Origin of the sequence: Streptomyces sp. ICC4 (assembly GCF_003287915.1) — a bacterium.
In the GTDB taxonomy this organism is placed as follows: Bacteria; Actinomycetota; Actinomycetes; order Streptomycetales; family Streptomycetaceae; genus Streptomyces; species Streptomyces tritrimontium.
This window is the reverse complement of sequence record NZ_CP030286.1, coordinates 6,941,371-6,959,605: the sequence shown is the minus strand read 5'-3', so window position 1 is coordinate 6,959,605 and position 18,235 is coordinate 6,941,371. Positions and strand designations below refer to the sequence as shown.

17 protein-coding genes, 1 tRNA gene and 1 pseudogene are annotated in these 18,235 nt (G+C 68.8%); 9 read left to right on the top strand and 10 right to left on the bottom strand.

Translation table 11 applies throughout. From position 1 onward, the window contains the following. Positions 1-532: 532 nt before the first annotated feature. Positions 533-655, bottom strand: a complete 123-nt coding sequence (locus DRB89_RS45165) for a transposase (protein ID WP_239516894.1) — start codon at positions 653-655, stop codon at positions 533-535. 268 nt (positions 656-923) lie between these two features. Here DRB89_RS45165 and DRB89_RS32645 point away from each other — a divergent pair, with 268 nt between their 5' ends. Next, positions 924-1,445, top strand: coding sequence for a hypothetical protein (locus DRB89_RS32645; RefSeq protein ID WP_162688818.1), 522 nt, complete (start codon positions 924-926; stop codon positions 1,443-1,445). 219 nt (positions 1,446-1,664) lie between these two features. Here the strand turns inward: DRB89_RS32645 and DRB89_RS32640 are convergent, their stop codons facing one another. Beyond that, positions 1,665-1,913 (bottom strand): hypothetical protein, encoded by a 249-nt coding sequence (locus tag DRB89_RS32640; protein ID WP_162688817.1) that lies wholly within the window; start codon positions 1,911-1,913, stop codon positions 1,665-1,667. Positions 1,914-2,156: 243 nt separating this feature from the next. On the opposite strand from DRB89_RS32640, the gene DRB89_RS32635 reads away from it, so the two are divergent. The 5 genes from DRB89_RS32635 to DRB89_RS32610 all read left to right on the top strand — a co-directional run bounded on the left by DRB89_RS32635 (position 2,157) and on the right by DRB89_RS32610 (position 5,555). Continuing rightward, positions 2,157-2,807 carry a TetR/AcrR family transcriptional regulator gene (locus tag DRB89_RS32635; protein ID WP_112449584.1) on the top strand — a complete coding sequence of 217 codons (651 nt, stop codon included), beginning with the start codon at positions 2,157-2,159 and terminating at the stop codon, positions 2,805-2,807. Continuing rightward, the gene (locus DRB89_RS32630; protein WP_112449583.1) at positions 2,797-3,414 is read left to right on the top strand and encodes a hypothetical protein; all 618 of its coding nucleotides are present in this window, start codon (positions 2,797-2,799) and stop codon (positions 3,412-3,414) included. The genes DRB89_RS32635 and DRB89_RS32630 overlap by 11 nt, the downstream gene beginning before the upstream one ends. Continuing rightward, a complete protein-coding gene (locus tag DRB89_RS46110; RefSeq protein ID WP_112463526.1) occupies positions 3,407-4,012 on the top strand; it encodes a GNAT family N-acetyltransferase in 606 nt (201 codons plus the stop codon). Before DRB89_RS32630 ends, DRB89_RS46110 begins: the two co-directional genes overlap by 8 nt. 1,137 nt (positions 4,013-5,149) lie before the next feature. After that, complete coding sequence (locus DRB89_RS32615; RefSeq protein ID WP_162688816.1) at positions 5,150-5,425, top strand: hypothetical protein; 276 nt, start codon at positions 5,150-5,152, stop codon at positions 5,423-5,425. A gap of 56 nt (positions 5,426-5,481) precedes the next feature. Beyond that, positions 5,482-5,555, top strand: a tRNA-Met gene (locus DRB89_RS32610). 422 nt (positions 5,556-5,977) lie between these two features. Here the strand turns inward: DRB89_RS32610 and DRB89_RS32605 are convergent. The 3 genes and pseudogenes from DRB89_RS32605 to dapA all read right to left on the bottom strand — a co-directional run. Continuing rightward, positions 5,978-6,349: pseudogene (locus DRB89_RS32605) on the bottom strand (transposase); the annotation flags it as partial. A gap of 518 nt (positions 6,350-6,867) precedes the next feature. Beyond that, positions 6,868-8,553, bottom strand: coding sequence for a ribonuclease J (locus tag DRB89_RS32595; protein WP_112454010.1), 1,686 nt, complete (start codon positions 8,551-8,553; stop codon positions 6,868-6,870). A gap of 114 nt (positions 8,554-8,667) precedes the next feature. Then, positions 8,668-9,567 (bottom strand): 4-hydroxy-tetrahydrodipicolinate synthase, encoded by a 900-nt coding sequence (gene dapA, locus DRB89_RS32590; RefSeq protein WP_112451803.1) that lies wholly within the window; start codon positions 9,565-9,567, stop codon positions 8,668-8,670. 487 nt (positions 9,568-10,054) lie between these two features. On the opposite strand from dapA, the gene DRB89_RS32585 reads away from it, so the two are divergent. Further along, positions 10,055-10,294 (top strand): hypothetical protein, encoded by a 240-nt coding sequence (locus tag DRB89_RS32585; protein ID WP_112451804.1) that lies wholly within the window; start codon positions 10,055-10,057, stop codon positions 10,292-10,294. 48 nt (positions 10,295-10,342) lie between these two features. Continuing rightward, positions 10,343-10,897 carry a PH domain-containing protein gene (locus DRB89_RS32580; protein ID WP_112451805.1) on the top strand — a complete coding sequence of 185 codons (555 nt, stop codon included), beginning with the start codon at positions 10,343-10,345 and terminating at the stop codon, positions 10,895-10,897. A gap of 57 nt (positions 10,898-10,954) precedes the next feature. Here the strand turns inward: DRB89_RS32580 and DRB89_RS32575 are convergent, their stop codons facing one another. The 5 genes from DRB89_RS32575 to rpsO form a co-directional block, all read right to left on the bottom strand. Continuing rightward, positions 10,955-11,401 (bottom strand): hypothetical protein, encoded by a 447-nt coding sequence (locus DRB89_RS32575; RefSeq protein WP_112451806.1) that lies wholly within the window; start codon positions 11,399-11,401, stop codon positions 10,955-10,957. A gap of 18 nt (positions 11,402-11,419) precedes the next feature. Beyond that, complete coding sequence (gene dapB / locus DRB89_RS32570; RefSeq protein WP_112451807.1) at positions 11,420-12,172, bottom strand: 4-hydroxy-tetrahydrodipicolinate reductase; 753 nt, start codon at positions 12,170-12,172, stop codon at positions 11,420-11,422. A gap of 216 nt (positions 12,173-12,388) precedes the next feature. After that, positions 12,389-13,768: a pitrilysin family protein gene (locus DRB89_RS32565; RefSeq protein ID WP_112451808.1), complete on the bottom strand. Its 1,380-nt coding sequence runs from the start codon at positions 13,766-13,768 to the stop codon at positions 12,389-12,391. After that, complete coding sequence (locus DRB89_RS32560) at positions 13,765-15,987, bottom strand: polyribonucleotide nucleotidyltransferase (protein WP_112451809.1); 2,223 nt, start codon at positions 15,985-15,987, stop codon at positions 13,765-13,767. The genes DRB89_RS32565 and DRB89_RS32560 overlap by 4 nt, the downstream gene beginning before the upstream one ends. 286 nt (positions 15,988-16,273) lie before the next feature. Then, a complete protein-coding gene (gene rpsO / locus DRB89_RS32555) occupies positions 16,274-16,561 on the bottom strand; it encodes a 30S ribosomal protein S15 (protein ID WP_112451810.1) in 288 nt (95 codons plus the stop codon). A gap of 876 nt (positions 16,562-17,437) precedes the next feature. Between rpsO and DRB89_RS32550 the strand changes: the two genes are divergently transcribed. Next, on the top strand, positions 17,438-18,148 hold the full coding sequence (locus DRB89_RS32550; RefSeq protein WP_112450518.1) for a hypothetical protein: 711 nt from the start codon (positions 17,438-17,440) through the stop codon (positions 18,146-18,148). Positions 18,149-18,235: the final 87 nt, after the last annotated feature.

The following is an 18,235-nucleotide window of genomic DNA, read 5'->3' as shown; positions in this document are numbered from 1 at the left end:
TCCCGGCACGGTCTCGGGCGAGAACCACGAGGACCTGGCGCTGCTCGCCGCATCCGGCATCGGGTGGCGCGCATGACCGCCGGAATTTGTGCCCGGTATCGCCGCCATCCTTGAATGCGGACTGGCCAGCTCCGAATCCTCAGCCCGAGGACCGACGTCCTGTGTAGCCCACCATCACGGATGGCTTCCCACACGGCCGCGAACTGTGGGCTGTCCCCCGCTGACCGGCTGTGACCAGCAGCGACAACGGCCTCTGTCCTTGTTCGCAAGCCCGGTGAATCTTCGTGGTCAGACTCCGCGGGAGCGACCCAGGCTGTGGTCGTCAGGTTCGGCCTTGTTGCCGCCCGGCGGTTCCTTCTGGGCTGGGCCGTCCCGCCGGGCACTGGTCGCCGGTCGCGTGCTGATGGGCCCGGCAGATCGTGGAGTCGACGTTCATGTCCCAGGTGATCCGGCCTGCGGCGTCCGCCCGAGCCTGCAGCTCGGTCAGTACCGCCGACCAGACACGATTGCGCTGCCAGCGACGGAAGAGCCCCTAGACCGTCTGCCACCGACCGTACTCGGGTGACAGATCCCGGCACGGGGAACGGGTCCGCACCCCCCGCCAGCGGATCCCGGCGATCGACCGCCGTCGGCACACCGACGGCCTGCCCAACACCGCGACCGGCAAAAACGGCCCCAGCACCGCCCACTGGTCATCCGAAAGATCCCCTCGCCCCACACCGAGATCGTCACGGTGCGCGGCGCGATACGGACCCCAGTTCTCAAACACGCCCTAGCCCCGTGGCCCTACCTGCACCAGGGCTGGCAACTTAGCTGCACCCGAGTCGGTGATGGCAACGTACTTCCGCCAGTCAACACCCTCGTTCGTGAGCGCGCCGTGCTGGAGACTGGGCTTGGTCCACCGAGGCCGGGAGGGGGAACAGGTGAACCTTCTGAGTACTGCGATCACGGGGGCAGTCGCGCTGCTTGGTGTGGTTGTGGGCGGGTGGTTGTCAATCCGCAACCAGGACCGGTTGTGGCACCGTGACCACGCACGCCAGTGGCGGGACATCCGTCTCGCCGCCTACAAGGACTTCGTGCTCGCCTACCGCCAGTACGTGGCATTCACACTTGAACCGACTGCCAACATCACTGCCGTCCCGCATCCGCGGATTCCAGGCGAACTGATGCCCTACTTCGACCAGGAAGGGCGCCCTTACAAGGAAGGTCTTGAGGGAGCCTCCACGGCTGTTCGTCTCGTGTCGGAGTCACCGGACACACTGAACGCCGCCGCGGACGTCGTCAGGAGTGTTCGTCAGATCGCTGCCGCACGCGCGACGTGCTCCGAGGCGACTCTTCCCCCCGAGGTTTTCGAGAGGCTTTGGACAGCTCAGAAGGCGTTCCTTCTCGCAACGCGAAAGGAACTGGGTCTCGTCGCGGCGCCGAGGGGCACAGCCGGCAGCTGACGAATCAGGCGGTCGTCGCGCCGCCCGAGTCAGTGCAGAGAAGGTGACAGCGTGTGCACCGCCCGGTCGGGTAGGGCGCCCAGTTCGCGGGAGTGGGGCGCGGTGGGGCGGGTGCGTCCTGTCCAGTGCCGATGAGGGCTCAGCGCATGCCATCGAAATTTGAGCGATGCCACCGCAGGCCAGGGGCCCGCAGTCACTCACCCTTCGGTGACACACCGGTCAGGGTTCCACCGAGGTCGCCGGAAAAGCGGCTCGCAAGAGCTGCCCTCTCGCAGGCAACCGCGAAAGGGCAGGTGTGATCGGGTGCGGCGAGCCGGCACCGTTGAGCCGGAGCGGCAGGGCGTCGAGCGGCTGGTCCGTGGCGACCTCACGGCACAGCGTCTGAACCATGGCCATTACGGCCCGCCTCGACCGGTACAACGCGACCGCGACCGCCTTGAACTCGGCGAAATAGTGCTTCATCCCCACGGGGACTCCGTCCTCCTGGGCCATCAAGATCCAAGTCTCTCCGGTGTCCAAAACCCGTGAGCAAGGCCCGCCCGCGACGCCCCAGGCGCGGTAACAGCCACAGCGAGGAGGAGGACCTCTGCCCCGCGCCCTACACGCATGACACCCCTTCACCGGAGAGCGACAGTGGCCCACACTCGGGCCCGCACAGCAGATGCACCACTAGGGTGCACCAGTGGTACACTCTAGTGGTACTGTCTCCTCATGCCTCTTCCCCGTTTCGATCGCCTGCCCCCAGAGCGCCAGGAGCTCATCCTGGGGGTGGCGCGCCGGCACTTCGCCGAGCACGGCACCGAAGGCGCCTCCTACAACAAGATCATCGAAGCCTCGAAGGTCTCCAAGACCGCGGCCTACCACTACTTCGACGGCCGCGAGGACCTGCTCACCGCGGTCCTCGACGGAGTGCTCGAGCGACTGCTCGGAGCCCTCGGCCCCTGGGTCCCGGCCCGGGACGAGGCCGACCTCCGGTCCCGGTTCGCCGCCGGCTCCGCCGCCCTTGCCGCCCACCTGCGGGACCACCCCGAGGACCTGGCCCTCGCCGACGCCGCCATCGGGCGCACCCACACGGGCCCGTGGCTCGACTGGTTCGGCGCCCTGGTCACGGACGGGCAGCGGATCGGGGTGATCCGTACCGACGTGGATCACGGGCTGCTGGTGTCGGCGACCGCGGCGGTCATCCGGGCCGCCGACGCGTGGGCCTTGGCCCGTATGACGGCCGAGCCCCTCGCCGAGGCCGCGGACTTCCCGGAAGGCGAGGCTTCGGCACAGCTGTGGTGCCTGCTGCACGGCCTTTGGGGCGGGGCAGTCACCATGGCCGCGACGACTGCCGGAGAGGACCCGACCGATGCGCACTGACCTGCGGATCTCCTGGGAGATACCGGCCACCCCACCCGGCCTCGCGGGACGCCTGGAGCGGTTCATGGGCCCCGGCAAGTCTCGTTCCGAGTCCGTGGTGGAGACCCTCGGCCTCCTCGGCTGCGCCCTGCTCCTGGCTGCCGGCCTGTGGAACTCGGGGGCCGCACGCGACTGGTCCACCGCGCAACTCGTCGTGGTCGCCCTGGCCGGGCTCGACCTGATCGGCGGGGTGCTGACCAACGCCACCAACGCCGCGAAGCGTTGGTACCACCGCGCCGACGCCGGGGCCAGGCGCGCCCGGCTGCTGTTCGTCTCCGCGCACGTGATCCACCTCGCCGCGATGGGGCTGGTCGTCCTGTCCGGTGACCTCGCCTGGACCCTGACCAACGCCGCGCTGCTGCTCGGCGGGGCGGTGGTCGTGGAATTCGCGCCCGTGCACCTCAGACGGCCGGCGGCAATGGCCCTGTTGATGGCGGCCGTCCTGGTCAACCTGTTCTGGCTGCCGGTGCCCGCTGCGCTCGCCTGGTTCGCGCCGCTGTTCTTCCTCAAGCTGCTCGTCTGTCACCTCGTGCCCGAGGCGCCGCTGGAGCGGAGTCCGGATGCCTGAGACCGTGGCCGGTGGTTCCTGGCGGATCGACCCCGCCCCCGACCCGGCCGCCTGCGCCGAGCTGCTGGCCGCCGCATTCGCCCGGGAGCCCGCCGTCTCCTGGATCTGCGGCGACTCGGCCCCCGTACGCACCCACTGGTTCCGGGCCACCCTGCGCACCCACGCCGGCCTCGACGGGGCACGCCGTACCGCGCTCGTGGGCGCGGACGGTCGGCTCCTCGCGGCGGCCGTCCTGACCCCGCCGGGCGCGACCCCGGCCGCCGGTGCCCGCGCCCTCTGGGCGGCCCGCACCGGGCTGCGCTGCGGGCCGCGCGCCCTCGGCCGAACCCTGCGCTACCTGGACGTCTCCGGCGGGAACGCACCCCCGGGGCTCTGGACACTGGAGTTCGTCGGCGTCCGCCCCGACCTGACCGGACGCGGCGCTGGCCGCCTCCTCCTGGACCACGTCCTGGCGACCACACCCGCCCCCCACGGCCTGTACCTGACCACGGCAGACCCGACGAACGTCCCCCTCTACCAGCACTTCGGCTTCACCACCCAACGCAAAACCCCGCTAGGGCCGCTGAGCGTCACGTCCATGAGCCGCGGGGGGAAGTGAGGGAAGTGAGGGGAGACGCAAGCACCGGATCACAGGGCCAGCACGATCGCGTAGGTGGGCTTCGCCCAAGGCCGGGTGGTTAGCATTTTCGCAGGTCACGCAAGCTGCACGCGTGCCCGGCGTTGCGAGCCAGGCGGTCGAACATCTTCTTGGTGTTCGGATACGACATAGCGCCGCCCAGCGGCGGGCGGAAGAGATTCACGAAGCCATCTCCGACTCCGCCGCCTGGGCCACCCTGCCCCGCTCGTACTGGTAGTCGGTGTAGAGCGCGACCAGACCGGCGGCGACCGGCACGTTGCGGGAGAAGCGGGACTTCGTGACAGGGCGCGGTGGGGGTGGTCGGTACGGCGGCGGACATGCACGTGAGGGCTCCCGATCCAGCCCACCGCGCGGGACGAGACGATCAGACACATGTCGCCCCGGTGCAGACCGAGCGCCTCACCGATCCGCAGACCGGTACAGGCGAGCAGCGTGATCAGGAAACGGTCCCGCGCCCTCGTGGTGAGCGCGATCATGCAGCGGATCTGCTCGTCGCTGAGATCCTCGTAGGTCTGCCACGAGGTCCGGGGCACCGTGCTCCCGCGGGCCCTACTGCGGGCCGGCCGGCGGGATCGGGTGCCTGCCCTGCTCGGGAGGGTGCGATGCTTCATGCAGGCTGGCAGTGAGTCGGCTTGATGAAAGGTGGCGTCACATGGCAGCAGGATTTTCGGAATGGAAAGTAAATCGACAGTATTCGGAGAACGAGCGTGTCGTTTATTTTGGTAAGCAGTACCGGTGCCTGGTGACGCACAAATCTAATTCCGCAAGCAATCCGAAAACGACCGTTAAGATGTGGCAGCCCTACGCCGGTTAAGCGGCCTACGGAAAAGTGGGACAACAGCGCGCCGATGCGGGACGCGCCGTCCCGCACTCCAACACCAGGGCCGCTCAGCTGGTGCGTAGGCGCCCGGAACTCCATCAGTTCTGCCGCATCGAGCTTGCGGTAACCCAGCGGCCCACCGACGGGGTTCTTCCTGAGGTCCACCAACGGTATGCAGGTACCGCGTACAAGCGAGCGCACGCAGAATGTCCCTGAGCGAGGAACGCGTAGCGCAGCTGGACGCGACGGCATGAGGTGGGCCGTGTGAGGTGGGCCGCATGATGCCGTGGGGGCCCAGCGAGACGATGCCCGTCGGGCGATCCGTCGACGGGCAGCTGCACTTCGCCGCACAAGACGTCACAGGCATGCTCCGTGACATCGCCTCCTCCATCACCCTCCACCCGGGGGACGGCGTCCTCACCTGGACCCGCGAGGGGGAGGAACCCATCGCGTTAGACCCGGCCACCACGCGCACCGTCGCGCGCATCCTCACCGCACAAGCCGACCAGATGGACATCCAGCTCATCACCATCGCCGGACAGCCAGGCCCCTGAGCAGGGCAAAGCTGGTCAAGAGCGGTCCTGCAGTGCCGTAGAGTGGGTTGTACCGACGCGGGGTGGAGCAGTTCGGTAGCTCGCTGGGCTCATAATCCAGAGGTCGCAGGTTCAAATCCTGTCCCCGCTACAGAAGGTTGAAGGGCCCCGATCCAAAAGGATCCGGGCCCTTCCGCCATACCCGGAGCGCGGCAGGCACCGCGGCACGCCTCCTCGAAACCTTCGCGGCCGGTGGACAGCGGCTCGCCACGCCGCTGCGGCTCCGGCCGTTGTGCCGAGGAAATCCTCTGGCGTGCCGAAGCCCAACGGCCGAGAGTGACCTCAAGCCCCACCGCTCCGCGTGGGTGTGCCTGTACCGCCGAGTCTCCTTCGAACGCTCCGGGTACCGCGAATACCGCTGCCCGCAGTACGGCCGAACGCTGTTCCTCGCCGGTGATGCCCTTCAGGCGCCGCCCCGGCGGGCGAGGCTACCGTTGCGACACCGCACGGCCGACGGCGACGGGGGATACGGTCTGCCCGGAAACACCCCGGAGCCGCGGCTTAGAAGTCATCTCATTTGGTGAGTCGGTGGTAGCAGATGAGAGTGCAGGCGATGCTGGCGAAGGCGAGAAAATGCTCTGCCTTGCGTTCATAGCGGCGGTGTAGGCGGCGGCAGCCGGAGAGCCAGGCCATGGTGCGTTCGACGGTCCAGCGGTGGCGGCCCTGCCGCTGCGAGGATTCAACGCCTCGGCGGGCGATGCGGTGCCTGATTCCGCGTTCACGTAACCATCGTCGCAGGTGGGCGTAGTCGTAGGCCTTGTCCGCGTGCAGCTTGCCGGGTCGGCGCCGGCGGCGTCCGCGGCGGGATCGGATGGGCGGTATGCCGCGGACGAGGGGCTCAAGGGCCTGGCTGTCGTGCAGGTTCGCGCCCGAGGGCAGAACCGCGACCTCACAGGTCTTTTTCAAAGGAACCTCATCCACCGAAATGGACGGGGTATCAACTTTTTGGCGTTGATTTTTGGCACGCTGTTGAGTTCTCAAGGAACGGACGCTTCCTTTGTACTCACCCTCAGTAATATTTACTGGGGCTTTCCTCCGGGCGCTTCCTTCGTTCTTGTGTCTCCGACTCTATCAGACTCTTTCGTGTCCAATTCCCGGTCGAAACGGGTTTCGCTTTCCAGGTTCTTCGCTTTCGCGTTTCCCTTTCCTGCGATTCCAACTCTACCAGATCATTTCCTTGCCGCTTCGGCTTGGATTTGGACGGCCATTGGAGAGCCATTCCCTTTCGGGCGAGCCAGACTTTATCAGGTTTCCCCGGTCTGGATTCCACCCGCCCGCAGCGACCCGTCCGGGCACACATGTGTACCGGGGTGCCGTGCGAGGTGGAGACGTAAACGTACTGGAGCGGGGCCCCCGGATGCAAATCCGGTTGCCCCGCTCCGGTGAGATCGCTACGGCGAGGGTCAGACCTCGACGACGACCGGCAGGATCATCGGGCGGCGGCGGTAGCCGTCCGAGACCCACTTGCCCATCGTGCGGCGGATGAGCTGCTGGATCTGGTGCGGTTCGGCGACGCCGTCGGCCGCTGCGCGCGCGATGGCCTCCTCGATCTTCGGCAGGACGGCGGTGAACGCCGAGTCGTCGATGCCGGAGCCGCGGGCCTGGATGTTCGGGCCGCTGACGATCTTGCCCGTGGTGCTGTCCACCACGACGTAGACCGAGATGATGCCCTCGTCGCCGAGGATCTTGCGGTCCTTGAGGTGGACCTCCGTGACGTCGCCGACCGAGAGGCCGTCCACGTACACGTACCCGGCCTGCACCTTGCCGGAGATGCGCGCCTTGCCGTCGATGAGGTCGACGACGACGCCGTCCTCCGCGATGACGATGCGGTCCTTCGGGACGCCCGTCAGGGCGCCGAGCTCCGCGTTGGCGCGCAGGTGGCGCCATTCGCCGTGGACCGGCATCAGGTTCCGCGGCTTGCAGATGTTGTAGAAGTACAGCAGCTCGCCGGCGGAGGCGTGGCCCGAGACGTGCACCTTGGCGTTGCCCTTGTGCACGACGTTGGCGCCCCAGCGGGTCAGGCCGTTGATCACGCGGTAGACCGCGTTCTCGTTGCCCGGGATCAGGGACGACGCCAGGATCACGGTGTCGCCGGGGACGATCCGGATCTGGTGGTCGCGGTTGGCCATCCGGGACAGGGCCGCCATCGGCTCGCCCTGGGAACCCGTGCAGACCAGGACGACCTCGTTGGCCGGCAGGTCGTCGAGGGTCTTGACGTCCACGACGAGGCCGGCCGGGACCTTCAGGTAGCCCAGGTCACGGGCGATGCCCATGTTGCGGACCATCGAGCGGCCGACGAAGGCGACCCTGCGGCCGTACTCGTGGGCGGCGTCGAGGATCTGCTGGATCCGGTGCACGTGGCTGGCGAAGCTGGCCACGATGATCCGGTTGTTGGCGTTGGCGAACACCGTGCGCAGGACGCCGGAGATCTCGCGCTCGGGCGGGACGAAGCCCGGGACCTCGGCGTTCGTCGAGTCCGAGAGGAGGAGGTCGATGCCCTCTTCGCTCAGACGCGCGAAGGCGTGCAGGTCGGTGAGGCGCTTGTCCAGCGGCAGCTGGTCCATCTTGAAGTCGCCGGTGCAGACGACCATGCCGGCGCCGGTGCGGATGGCCACGGCCAGGGCATCCGGGATGGAGTGGTTGACCGCGATGAATTCGCAGTCGAAGGGGCCGAGGTTCTCGCGCTCGCCTTCCTTCACCTCGAGGGTGTAGGGGCGGATGCGGTGCTCCTGGAGCTTCGCCTCGATGAGGGCCAGCGTCAGCTTGGAGCCGATCAGCGGGATGTCCGGCTTCTCCCGGAGGAGGTACGGGACGGCGCCGATGTGGTCTTCGTGGCCGTGCGTGAGGACGATGCCCTCGATGTCGTCGAGGCGATCCCTGATGGACGAGAAGTCCGGCAGGATCAGGTCGATGCCCGGCTGCTCCTCTTCGGGGAAGAGGACGCCGCAGTCGACGATCAGCAGACGGCCGTCGAACTCGAAGACGGTCATGTTGCGGCCGATCTCACCGAGACCGCCCAGAGGGGTGACCCGAAGGCCGCCCTTGGGGAGCTTCGGCGGCGGACCGAGTTCAGGATGCGGATGGCTCAAAAGGTTCTCCTTCACCACGCGCGCCACGTGCCCGTCGAGGCACGCGGCACGCATGTCATTCGTGCACTTGCTTGGTCTTGTGTGGTTCTGCTTGTTCAGTTGTGAAGTCTGGTGTCAGAGCTGTACCCCGCCGGCGGCAAGATCGATCTTGAGCCGTGCCGCCTCTTCGGCGGTCAGCTCGACCAGCGGGAGCCGCAGCGGGCCCGCGGGCAGGCCCTGCAGGTTCAGCGCGCCCTTGGTGGTGATCACACCCTGGGTGCGGAACATGCCGGTGAAGACGGGGAGCAGCTTCTGGTGGATCTCGGTCGCCTTCTGGACGTCGCCGCCCAGGTGGGCCTCGAGCATCGCGCGGAGCTCGGGGGTGACCAGGTGGCCGACCACGGAGACGAAGCCGACCGCGCCGACGGACAGGAGCGGCAGGTTCAGCATGTCGTCGCCCGAGTACCAGGCCAGGCCGCTCTGGGCGATGGCCCAGCTGGCGCGGCCGAGGTCGCCCTTCGCGTCCTTGTTGGCAACGATACGGGGGTGCTCGGCCAGCCGGACCAGAGTTTCGGTGTTGATCGGGACACCACTGCGGCCGGGGATGTCGTAGAGCATGACCGGCAGCTCGGTGGCGTCGGCGATCGCCGTGAAGTGCCGGAAGAGGCCCTCCTGCGGCGGCTTGCTGTAGTACGGGGTGACCGCGAGCAGGCCGTGCGCGCCGGTGCGCTCGGCCTGGCGGGCGAGCTCGAGGGTGTGGCGGGTGTCGTTGGTGCCGATGCCCGCGACCACGTGGGCCCGGTCTCCGACTGCTTCGAGTACGGCTCGTACGAGGTCGTTTTTCTCCGCGTCGGTGGTGGTCGGCGACTCACCGGTGGTGCCGTTGATGATCAGGCCGTCGTTGCCTGCGTCCACCAGGTGGACGGCGAGCTGCTGCGCGCCGTCGAGGTCAAGTGCGCCATCCGCCGTAAACGGCGTGATCATGGCGGTGAGGACCCGCCCGAAGGGGGTCTGCGGAGTCGAGATCGGAGCCATGGGTAACACGCTACTCGCTGCCATGCTCGCGGTGTCCCCTCGGGGGACGTGATGAGGGTGTTGGAGCCCGGCACTGCCTGCTCGGGGGTTCAAGCAGTGCCGGGTCCGTTTGATCAGCCTAGATGAACTTTGCGAAACGTCGCAATACGGACACTTCGGACTTGGCTCGTACATCTGTGCAGCCGGACCCTTCCGGCCTTGCGGGACACCGCGACCGCGGCCGTCGGGGGCCTCGTGCGCGAGCGGCATCAGGGGAGCCCCGTGGCCGCCGGCCCGGGCCGGGTGCGGGCGGGCGCCGCACGCGGCGTACACCGGGGAGAAAAGAAACCGGCGGGCAGGACCGAACGAGTCTGACGCTCCGCCATAAAATCTCGTTAATCTCCCTAAATCCGGCACCGATCGGGGCTTTCGCACGTCCTACATGGTGAACGCCCGTCCATCCCGCCCCCGCAACCCCGGGGCCCCGACCGTGAGGAGAACCGCTCCCATGTTCCGCCGGCGCGAACCCGTCCCGTTCGCCTTCGTCGCCGAGGCCGACCGATTCCGCAGCAATGTCACTCCGCCGCCGCCCGAGAGCCTGAGCAAGACCCAGATCGCCGCCCGTAGTCTGGTCGGGCTGACCGTCGTGGCGGGGCTCGTCGGCTCGCTGCTCTTCGGGATGCCCGCACTGCAGCCGAACCAGGCACCGGCGAAGTCGCAGCAGTCGGAGGCGTCCGAGGGGCGGTAGCCTCACGGGCACAGCCCAACCGAACGTGCATGTGAGTGAGGTCCTGCCGTGCCCCTGCCCTTCCTGACGGCCGACAGCGCATTCGACGCGCACGACACCGGGGAGACCCTCCCGTACGAGGACCCCGACCGCTGGCGCCGTCCGTACCGCCCCGGCCCCTGGCGGGTCGCCATCGCGGCGCTGCTCCTCCTGCTCGGCTCCTTCATGCTGTTCGCCACCGTGATCATCACCGCCGCGGGCACCTGGACCGGCGCCCTGGGCGCTCTGGCGGCCTCGCTGGCCGTGGTCGGATCCGCGCTGCGGCTGCTGCGCACGGGCGTCTGGGTGAGCAGCAAGGGGCTTCGCCGGGTGGGGTTCTTCGGGACCCGGTCGATCCCGTGGAGCCAGGTCGACGAGGTGCGCACCGTGCAGCAGCCCGTGCGCTGGCTCGGACTGCCGAGGACCGTACAGGGCCAGGCGCTGACGGTGGCCTCGCGCGGCGGCGCGCTGCCGGTCCTGCTGACCGACCACAACGCCGACTTCCTGTCGCGGACCGAGGCGTTCGACCGGGCCGCCGACTCGGTCGAGGCCTGGGCCGCCGAGTACCGGTCCGTGCCCGCCTGATCCACCGGATGTCCGCGCGGAGCCCGTACAGGAATCAGACCTGTACGGGCTCTCTGCTCATGGGGCCGGTACGTCGTGCAGGGAGATCGCCCGCTGCATGGCCTTGCGGGCCCGCGGGGTGTCGCGGGCGTCGTGGTAGGCGACCGCGAGGCGGAACCAGCTGCGCCAGTCCCCCGGCGCGTCCTCCGTCTCGGCCTTGCGGCGCGCGAAGACCTCGTCGGCGGAATCCCGCAGGATCCGGCCGTACTTGTCCCGCTCGAGCTCGTCCACGGGCAGCCCGCCCTCGGCCTCCAGCTCGGTGGCGAGCTGGTTGGCCTTGGTGACGAAGCGCGTGTTCTTCCAGAGGAACCACACGCCGATGACCGGCAGGATCAGCACGGCCAGCCCGAACGGGACGGTGATCGGGGTCCCGAGCCGGATCAGCATCAGGCCCCGGCCGCCGGCCAGGACGAAGTAGACCGCCAGGACCGCGGCCGTGATGAAATAGATGATCTTCGCGCGCATGGTTCCGCTGCCTGCTCGTCAGCCGAGTTCGAGGAAGTTTTCCAGGCCGAACGTGAGGCCCGGGGTCTGCGTCACGCGGCGCGCGCCGAGCAGGATGCCCGGCATGAAGCTGCTGTGGTGCAGGGAGTCGTGACGGATGGTCAGGGTCTCGCCCTCGCCGCCGAGGAGGACCTCCTGGTGGGCCAGCAGGCCGCGCAGGCGGATCGCGTGGACCGGGACGCCGTCGACGTCCGCGCCGCGCGCGCCGTCGAGGGCGGTGGCGGTGGCGTCGGGCTGCGCGCCGAGGCCGGCCTCGGCGCGGGCGGCCGCGATGAGCTGCGCCGTACGGGTCGCCGTGCCGGAGGGGGCGTCGACCTTGTTGGGGTGGTGCAGCTCGACGACCTCGACGGACTCGAAGTACCGGGCGGCCTGGGCGGCGAACTTCATCGTGAGGACGGCGCCGATGGAGAAGTTCGGGGCGATGAGCACGCCCGTCGCCGGCGAGCCGGCGAGCCAGGTGTTCAGCTGGGCGAGGCGGCCCTCGGTCCAGCCGGTGGTGCCGACCACTCCGTGGATGCCGTGGCGGATGAGGAAGTCGAGGTTCTCCATCACCGAGGCGGGTGTGGTCAGCTCGACCGCGACCTGGGCGCCGGCCTCGGCCAGCGTCTCCAGCTTGTCGCCGCGGCCGAGGGCGGCCACCAGCTCCATGTCTTCGGCGGCCTCGACGGCCTTGACCGCCTCGGAGCCGATACGGCCGTGGGCGCCGAGGACTGCCACGCGCAGCTTGCTCATGTTGCTTGCTTCCTTACGTGTGTACGGGACTAGTGCTGTGGCCGGGAAGGTTTGCCGGGTCGCGGTGTCCGGTGCGGTGCATCTCCCCCAGCTACCGCCGGGAGGGGCCCCCGGACGGAGGGCCACGCCTCGTACCGGACGTACCGCCGTGGTCCGACAACGCGGCGAGGTGCCGTGCCGGGCGCCGCGACCCGGTGGACCCTTCCGGTCACAGCACTAGGCGACCACTTCGTCGAGACGGGCCGCCTGCTTCTCCTTCAGCGGGCCGATCACCGCGAGGGAGGGCCGCTGGGCCAGTACATCCTGTGCGACCGACCGGACCTCGTCCGGGGTCACGGCGGCGATCCGGGCCAGCATGTCGTCGACCGACATCTGGTCGCCCCAGCACAGCTCGCTCTTGCCGATGCGGTTCATGATCGCGCCGGTGTCCTCCAGGCCGAGGACGGTGGAGCCGGAAAGCTGGCCGACGGCCCGCCGGATCTCCTCGTCGGTGAGCCCGTCGGCGGCGACCTTGTCGAGCTCGTCGCGGCAGATCCGCAGTACGTCGTGGACCTGGCTCGGGCGGCACCCGGCGTAGACGCCGAAGAGGCCGGTGTCGGCGAAGCCGGAGGTGTACGAGTACACGCTGTAGGCCAGGCCGCGCTTCTCGCGGACCTCCTGGAAGAGGCGGGAGGACATGCCTCCGCCGAGCGCCGTGTTCAGCACGCCGAGCGCCCAGCGGCGCTCGTCGGTGCGGGCCAGGGCCGGCATGCCGAGGACCACGTGGGCCTGCTCGGTCTTGCGGTTGACCAGCTCGACGCGGCCGGAGGTGCGGATCCGCTTGGTGCCGGAGCGCGGGCCCACCGGTTCGGCGTCGGTGCGGGTCAGCGCGCCGGCCTTCTCGAACGCGGCGCGGACCTGGCGCACGACCTTGTTGTGGTCGACGTTGCCCGCGGCGGCCACGACCAGGTGGGTGGGGTCGTAGTGCTTCTTGTAGAAGCGGCGGATCCGGTCGGCGGTGAGCGCGTTGATCGTGTCGACCGTGCCGAGGACGGGGCGCCCGAGCGGGGTGTCCCCGTACATGGTCTGGGCGAACAGGTCGTGGACCATGTCGCCCGGGTCGTCCTCGGTCATCGCGATCTCTTCGAGGATGACTCCGCGCTCGGCGTCGACATCGGATTCGAGGATCAGCGAGCCGGTGAGCATGTCGCACACGACGTCGATGGCCAGCGGCAGGTCCGTGTCGAGCACCCGCGCGTAATAGCAGGTGTACTCCTTCGCCGTGAAGGCGTTCATCTCGCCGCCGACCGCGTCGATCGCGGAGGAGATGTCGAGGGCACTGCGCTTCTCAGTGCCCTTGAAGAGGAGGTGCTCCAGGTAGTGCGTGGCGCCGTTCAGCGACGGCGTCTCGTCCCGGGAGCCGACGTGCGCCCAGATCCCGAAGGTGGCGGAGCGGACGGACGGCAGCGTCTCGGTGACGACGCGCAGTCCACCGGGGAGGACCGTGCGGCGGACGGTGCCGATGCCGCCTGCGCCCTTGAGCAGTGTTTGGGTACGGGCGACGGCCCGCCCCTCCGAAGAGGGGCGGGCCGTCACACGGGAACTACGCGACATCACTTGTCGGAGTCGTCCTTGTCAGCGTCGTCGCCGGCGGCCTCGCCGTCGATCACGGGGATCAGGGAGAGCTTGCCGCGCGAGTCGATCTCGCCGATCTCGACCTGGACCTTGGCGCCGACCGCGAGCACGTCCTCGACGTTCTCCACGCGCTTGCCACCGGCGAGCTTGCGGATCTGCGAGATGTGCAGCAGGCCGTCCTTGCCGGGCATGAGGGAGACGAAGGCACCGAAGGTGGTGGTCTTGACGACCGTACCCAGGTAGCGCTCGCCGACCTCCGGCATGGTCGGGTTGGCGATCTGGTTGATCGTGGCGCGGGCGGCCTCGGCGGCCGGGCCGTCGGAGGCACCGATGTAGATGGTGCCGTCGTCCTCGATCGTGATCTCGGCGCCGGTGTCCTCCTGGATCTGGTTGATCATCTTGCCCTTGGGGCCGATGACCTCACCGATCTTATCCACCGGGATCTTGACGGTGATGATCCGCGGGGCGAACGGGGACATGGCGTCCGGCGTGTCGATCGCTTCCATCATCACGTCGAGGATGTGGAGGCGGGCGTCGCGCGCCTGCTTGAGGGCGGCGGCCAGAACCGAGGCCGGGATGCCGTCGAGCTTGGTGTCCAGCTGGAGCGCGGTGACGAACTCCTTGGTGCCGGCGACCTTGAAGTCCATGTCACCGAAGGCGTCTTCCGCACCGAGGATGTCGGTGAGGGCGACGTAGTGGGTCTTGCCGTCGATCTCCTGCGAGATCAGACCCATGGCGATGCCGGCGACGGGGGCCTTGAGGGGCACACCGGCGTTCAGCAGGGACATGGTGGAGGCGCAGACCGAGCCCATGGACGTCGAACCGTTGGAGCCGAGGGCCTCGGACACCTGACGGATCGCGTAGGGGAACTCCTCGCGCGTCGGGAGGACCGGCACGATCGCGCGCTCGGCGAGCGCGCCGTGGCCGATCTCGCGGCGCTTCGGCGAACCGACGCGGCCGGTCTCGCCGACCGAGTACGGCGGGAAGTTGTAGTTGTGCATGTAGCGCTTGCGGGTCACCGGGGAGAGGGTGTCCAGCTGCTGCTCCATGCGGAGCATGTTCAGGGTGGTGACGCCCAGGATCTGGGTCTCGCCACGCTCGAACAGCGCCGAGCCGTGCACGCGCGGGATGGCCTCGACCTCGGCGGCGAGGGTACGGATGTCCGTGATCCCGCGGCCGTCGATGCGGACCTTGTCCTTGATGACGCGCTCGCGGACCAGGGCCTTGGTCAGGCTGCGGTACGCGGCGGAGATCTCCTTCTCGCGGCCTTCGAAGGCCGGGAGGAGCTTCTCGGCGGCGATCTCCTTGACGCGGTCCAGCTCGGCCTCGCGGTCCTGCTTGCCCGCGATGGTCAGCGCCTGGGAGAGCTCGCCCTTGACCGCGGCCGAGAGGGCCTCGTAGACGTCGTCCTGGTAGTCCAGGAAGACCGGGAACTCGCCCTCGGGCTTGGCGGCCTTGGCGGCCAGGTCGGCCTGGGCCTTGCAGAGGGCCTTGATGAAGGGCTTCGAGGCGTCGAGGCCGGCGGCCACGACCTCCTCGGTCGGCGCCTCGGCGCCGTCCTTGACCAGGGCGATGGTCTTCTCGGTGGCCTCGGCCTCGACCATCATGATCGCGACGTCGCCGTCCTCGAGCACGCGGCCCGCGACGACCATGTCGAAGACGGCGTCCTCGAGCTCGGTGTGCGTCGGGAACGCGACCCACTGGCCGCGGATCAGCGCGACGCGGACGCCGCCGATCGGGCCGGAGAAGGGCAGACCGGCCAGCTGGGTGGACGCGGAGGCGGCGTTGATCGCCACGACGTCGTACAGGTGGTCGGGGTTGAGCGCCATGATCGTGGCGACGACCTGGATCTCGTTGCGCAGGCCCTTCTTGAAGGACGGGCGCAGCGGGCGGTCGATCAGGCGGCAGGTGAGGATCGCGTCCTCGGAGGGGCGGCCCTCGCGGCGGAAGAAGGAACCGGGGATCTTGCCGGCCGCGTACTGGCGCTCCTCGACGTCCACCGTGAGGGGGAAGAAGTCGAGCTGGTCCTTGGGCTTCTTCGACGCGGTGGTGGCGGAAAGCACCATCGTGTCGTCGTCCAGGTAGGCAACGGCGGAGCCGGCGGCCTGGCGGGCCAGACGGCCCGTCTCGAAGCGGATGGTGCGGGTGCCGAAGGAACCGTTGTCAATGACGGCCTCGGCGTAGTGGGTCTCGTTCTCCACTAGCGTTTTCTCCATTTTCGTCGTCTCCGTCCGCCACCCGTGTGGTGGTGGACGGTTGCGGAGAAGCGCTCCTTGCGTGCGGGCCGGTCTTCGATCGAAGCATCCGGGGTTCGAGCCCGTTGCGGGCATTCCGGGTGCCACTACCGAGGACCGGCGGCGTAGGGAGGGCGCTCCCCCTCTTCAGTTGTGCACGTGGTTCCAGACTACAAAGCGTCCGGTACGTCGCGCACGTACAGCAAAGGGAGCGGCCCCCTCAAGTGTGGGAACCGCTCCCTTCACAGCGTCTTTACTTGGCGCCGGCCGCACCGCGGCGGATGCCGAGGCGCTCGACCAGCGTACGGAAGCGCTGGATGTCCTTCTTGGCCAGGTACTGCAGAAGGCGGCGGCGCTGGCCGACCAGGATCAGCAGACCACGACGGGAGTGGTGGTCGTGCTTGTGGGCCTTCAGGTGCTCGGTCAGGTCCGAGATGCGGCGGGACAGCATCGCGACCTGGACCTCGGGGGAGCCGGTGTCGCCCTCCTTGGCACCAAATTCTGCGATGAGCTGCTTCTTCGTTGCGGCGTCGAGCGGCACGCGTACTCCTCGTAATAGGTCTTCGTTGCCACCGAGTGCCCCAGGTCGAATTCTCTGGGGAGCTTCCGTAACTCGGGAGGCGGGGTCCGCTGAGCGCAGTCTCCGGAAGATTCCGGGGGCGCGTACACAAGCGGCCGTCACACAGCGTACCAGGCTGCCGATGCGCCCCGTCTCAGCTGGTGAGAGCACGGGACCGGGCGGATGTGCCGGGTACGGCGGGACCTGGCCGGCGGGACCGGTGGGACCGGGCCGAGTGGTACGGCCGTCTCGGTGAGGTCTGGCGGCCGTGCTTCCAGAAGGGTGGCACGCGCCGGTGGGGAATGGCCAGCGCATTTCCGACGGGGAGGGCGGCGGCGGGCTCCCCGGGGACGGGGAGGGCGACGGCGGAGCGCTAGACTCCGCTCCGGTGATCTTGTCGTTCGCCTTCGTTTCGCCACCGCCGCACGCCGACAGGAGCAGGGCTGCGGAAGCCGTGGCGGCGACTGCGACGGGCAGAGTGCGGCGGGTCACTGGGCGGCTCCTGGTGGGGCGTAGGACGTCTGAAGCTGTCTGACGCTACCTGCGCCGCGAACGGTTTCGCCAGGGCGATTCCCTTTACGTAACAGTCGGTTGGCTCAGCCTCCGCTTCCGGGCCCGGAGGTTTCCGGCGAATGTCGCAACTGCGACGGCCGTTCCCGGCCCCGGCACGGCGGAGGGCGGGGCCGGCCGCCGTGCGGGGGTGTGTCCACGGGGGCGGGCTCGCCTTGAGGTGCACATGTGCCACTGCTACCGTGCGAGCACTTTGGTTCTTCTTTGAGTTGGTCAACTCAACCGTATATTTGATTCTGTTGGGTATTGGCCGAGTTTGTCTGTCGTAGGTGCACGGGGGAGCGTGGAGTGAAAGTCCAGGAACGCGCGGGTGCGCCCAGTCACAGGGGTCCGGGCCAGGCAGCGCCGGTGGGGGAGCGGCTTCCCACGGCCGGCCGGGAGCGCAAGCCCGCTCTCGCCGCCCTCGCCGTGCTGCTCATCCTGATCGGCGCCCTCGGCGCAACGGTCCTCGTGCTGCGCGCCGGTGAGCGGATCGAGGTGGTCCGCATCTCGGCGGAGGTACCGGCCGGCAAGGCCGTCACCGATGCCGCGATGACCTCGGTGCTGGTCGCCGACGATCCGGCCGTCGATTACGTCCGCTGGGAGCAGCGGGACGCGCTCAAGCAGCTCAAGGCCAAGAACACTCTGGTCAAGGGCACCATCGCGATCGGCCAGATGTTCTCCGACGTCGGCGGGCTGCCCGAGGGCAAGGCCTTCGTGGGCCTCTCCCTCAAGGCGGGCCAGTACCCGGCCGGGCTCAAGGTCGGCGACCACGTCGCGGCTTACCGGGTGGGCGGCGACGCCCCGAAGGGTGGTACCGCGGGCGGCGCCGCCGACGGCAACACGCTGCTCGTGCGCGACGCCAAGGTCAACGACGTCTTCGTCGGTGAGGGCGGCTCCATCGGCAGCGGCAACCTGCCCGTCACCGTCATGGTCGGCACGGCCGAGATCGCACCCCTGACCCAGGCGGCCGCGGCCGGCCAGGTCGCCCTGGTGCTGATCCCGGGTGCCTCCGGCTGATCGACAGCCATCGGTCATCCGGTCCATCGGTCATCCGGTCCATCGGTCATAGGTCGTAGGCCGTAGGTCACGGGCCAACGGGTCACA

Coding starts and splice junctions, on each gene's coding strand:
- DRB89_RS46110 (WP_112463526.1), top strand. CDS start 3,407: ATGCCTGAGACCGTGGCCGGTGGTTCCTGGCGGATCGACCCCGCCCCC.
- DRB89_RS32575 (WP_112451806.1), bottom strand. CDS start 11,401: ATGCGCGCGAAGATCATCTATTTCATCACGGCCGCGGTCCTGGCGGTC.
- dapA (WP_112451803.1), bottom strand. CDS start 9,567: ATGGCTCCGATCTCGACTCCGCAGACCCCCTTCGGGCGGGTCCTCACC.
- DRB89_RS32585 (WP_112451804.1), top strand. CDS start 10,055: ATGTTCCGCCGGCGCGAACCCGTCCCGTTCGCCTTCGTCGCCGAGGCC.
- DRB89_RS32615 (WP_162688816.1), top strand. CDS start 5,150: ATGATGCCGTGGGGGCCCAGCGAGACGATGCCCGTCGGGCGATCCGTC.
- DRB89_RS32630 (WP_112449583.1), top strand. CDS start 2,797: ATGCGCACTGACCTGCGGATCTCCTGGGAGATACCGGCCACCCCACCC.
- DRB89_RS32635 (WP_112449584.1), top strand. CDS start 2,157: ATGCCTCTTCCCCGTTTCGATCGCCTGCCCCCAGAGCGCCAGGAGCTC.
- dapB (WP_112451807.1), bottom strand. CDS start 12,172: ATGAGCAAGCTGCGCGTGGCAGTCCTCGGCGCCCACGGCCGTATCGGC.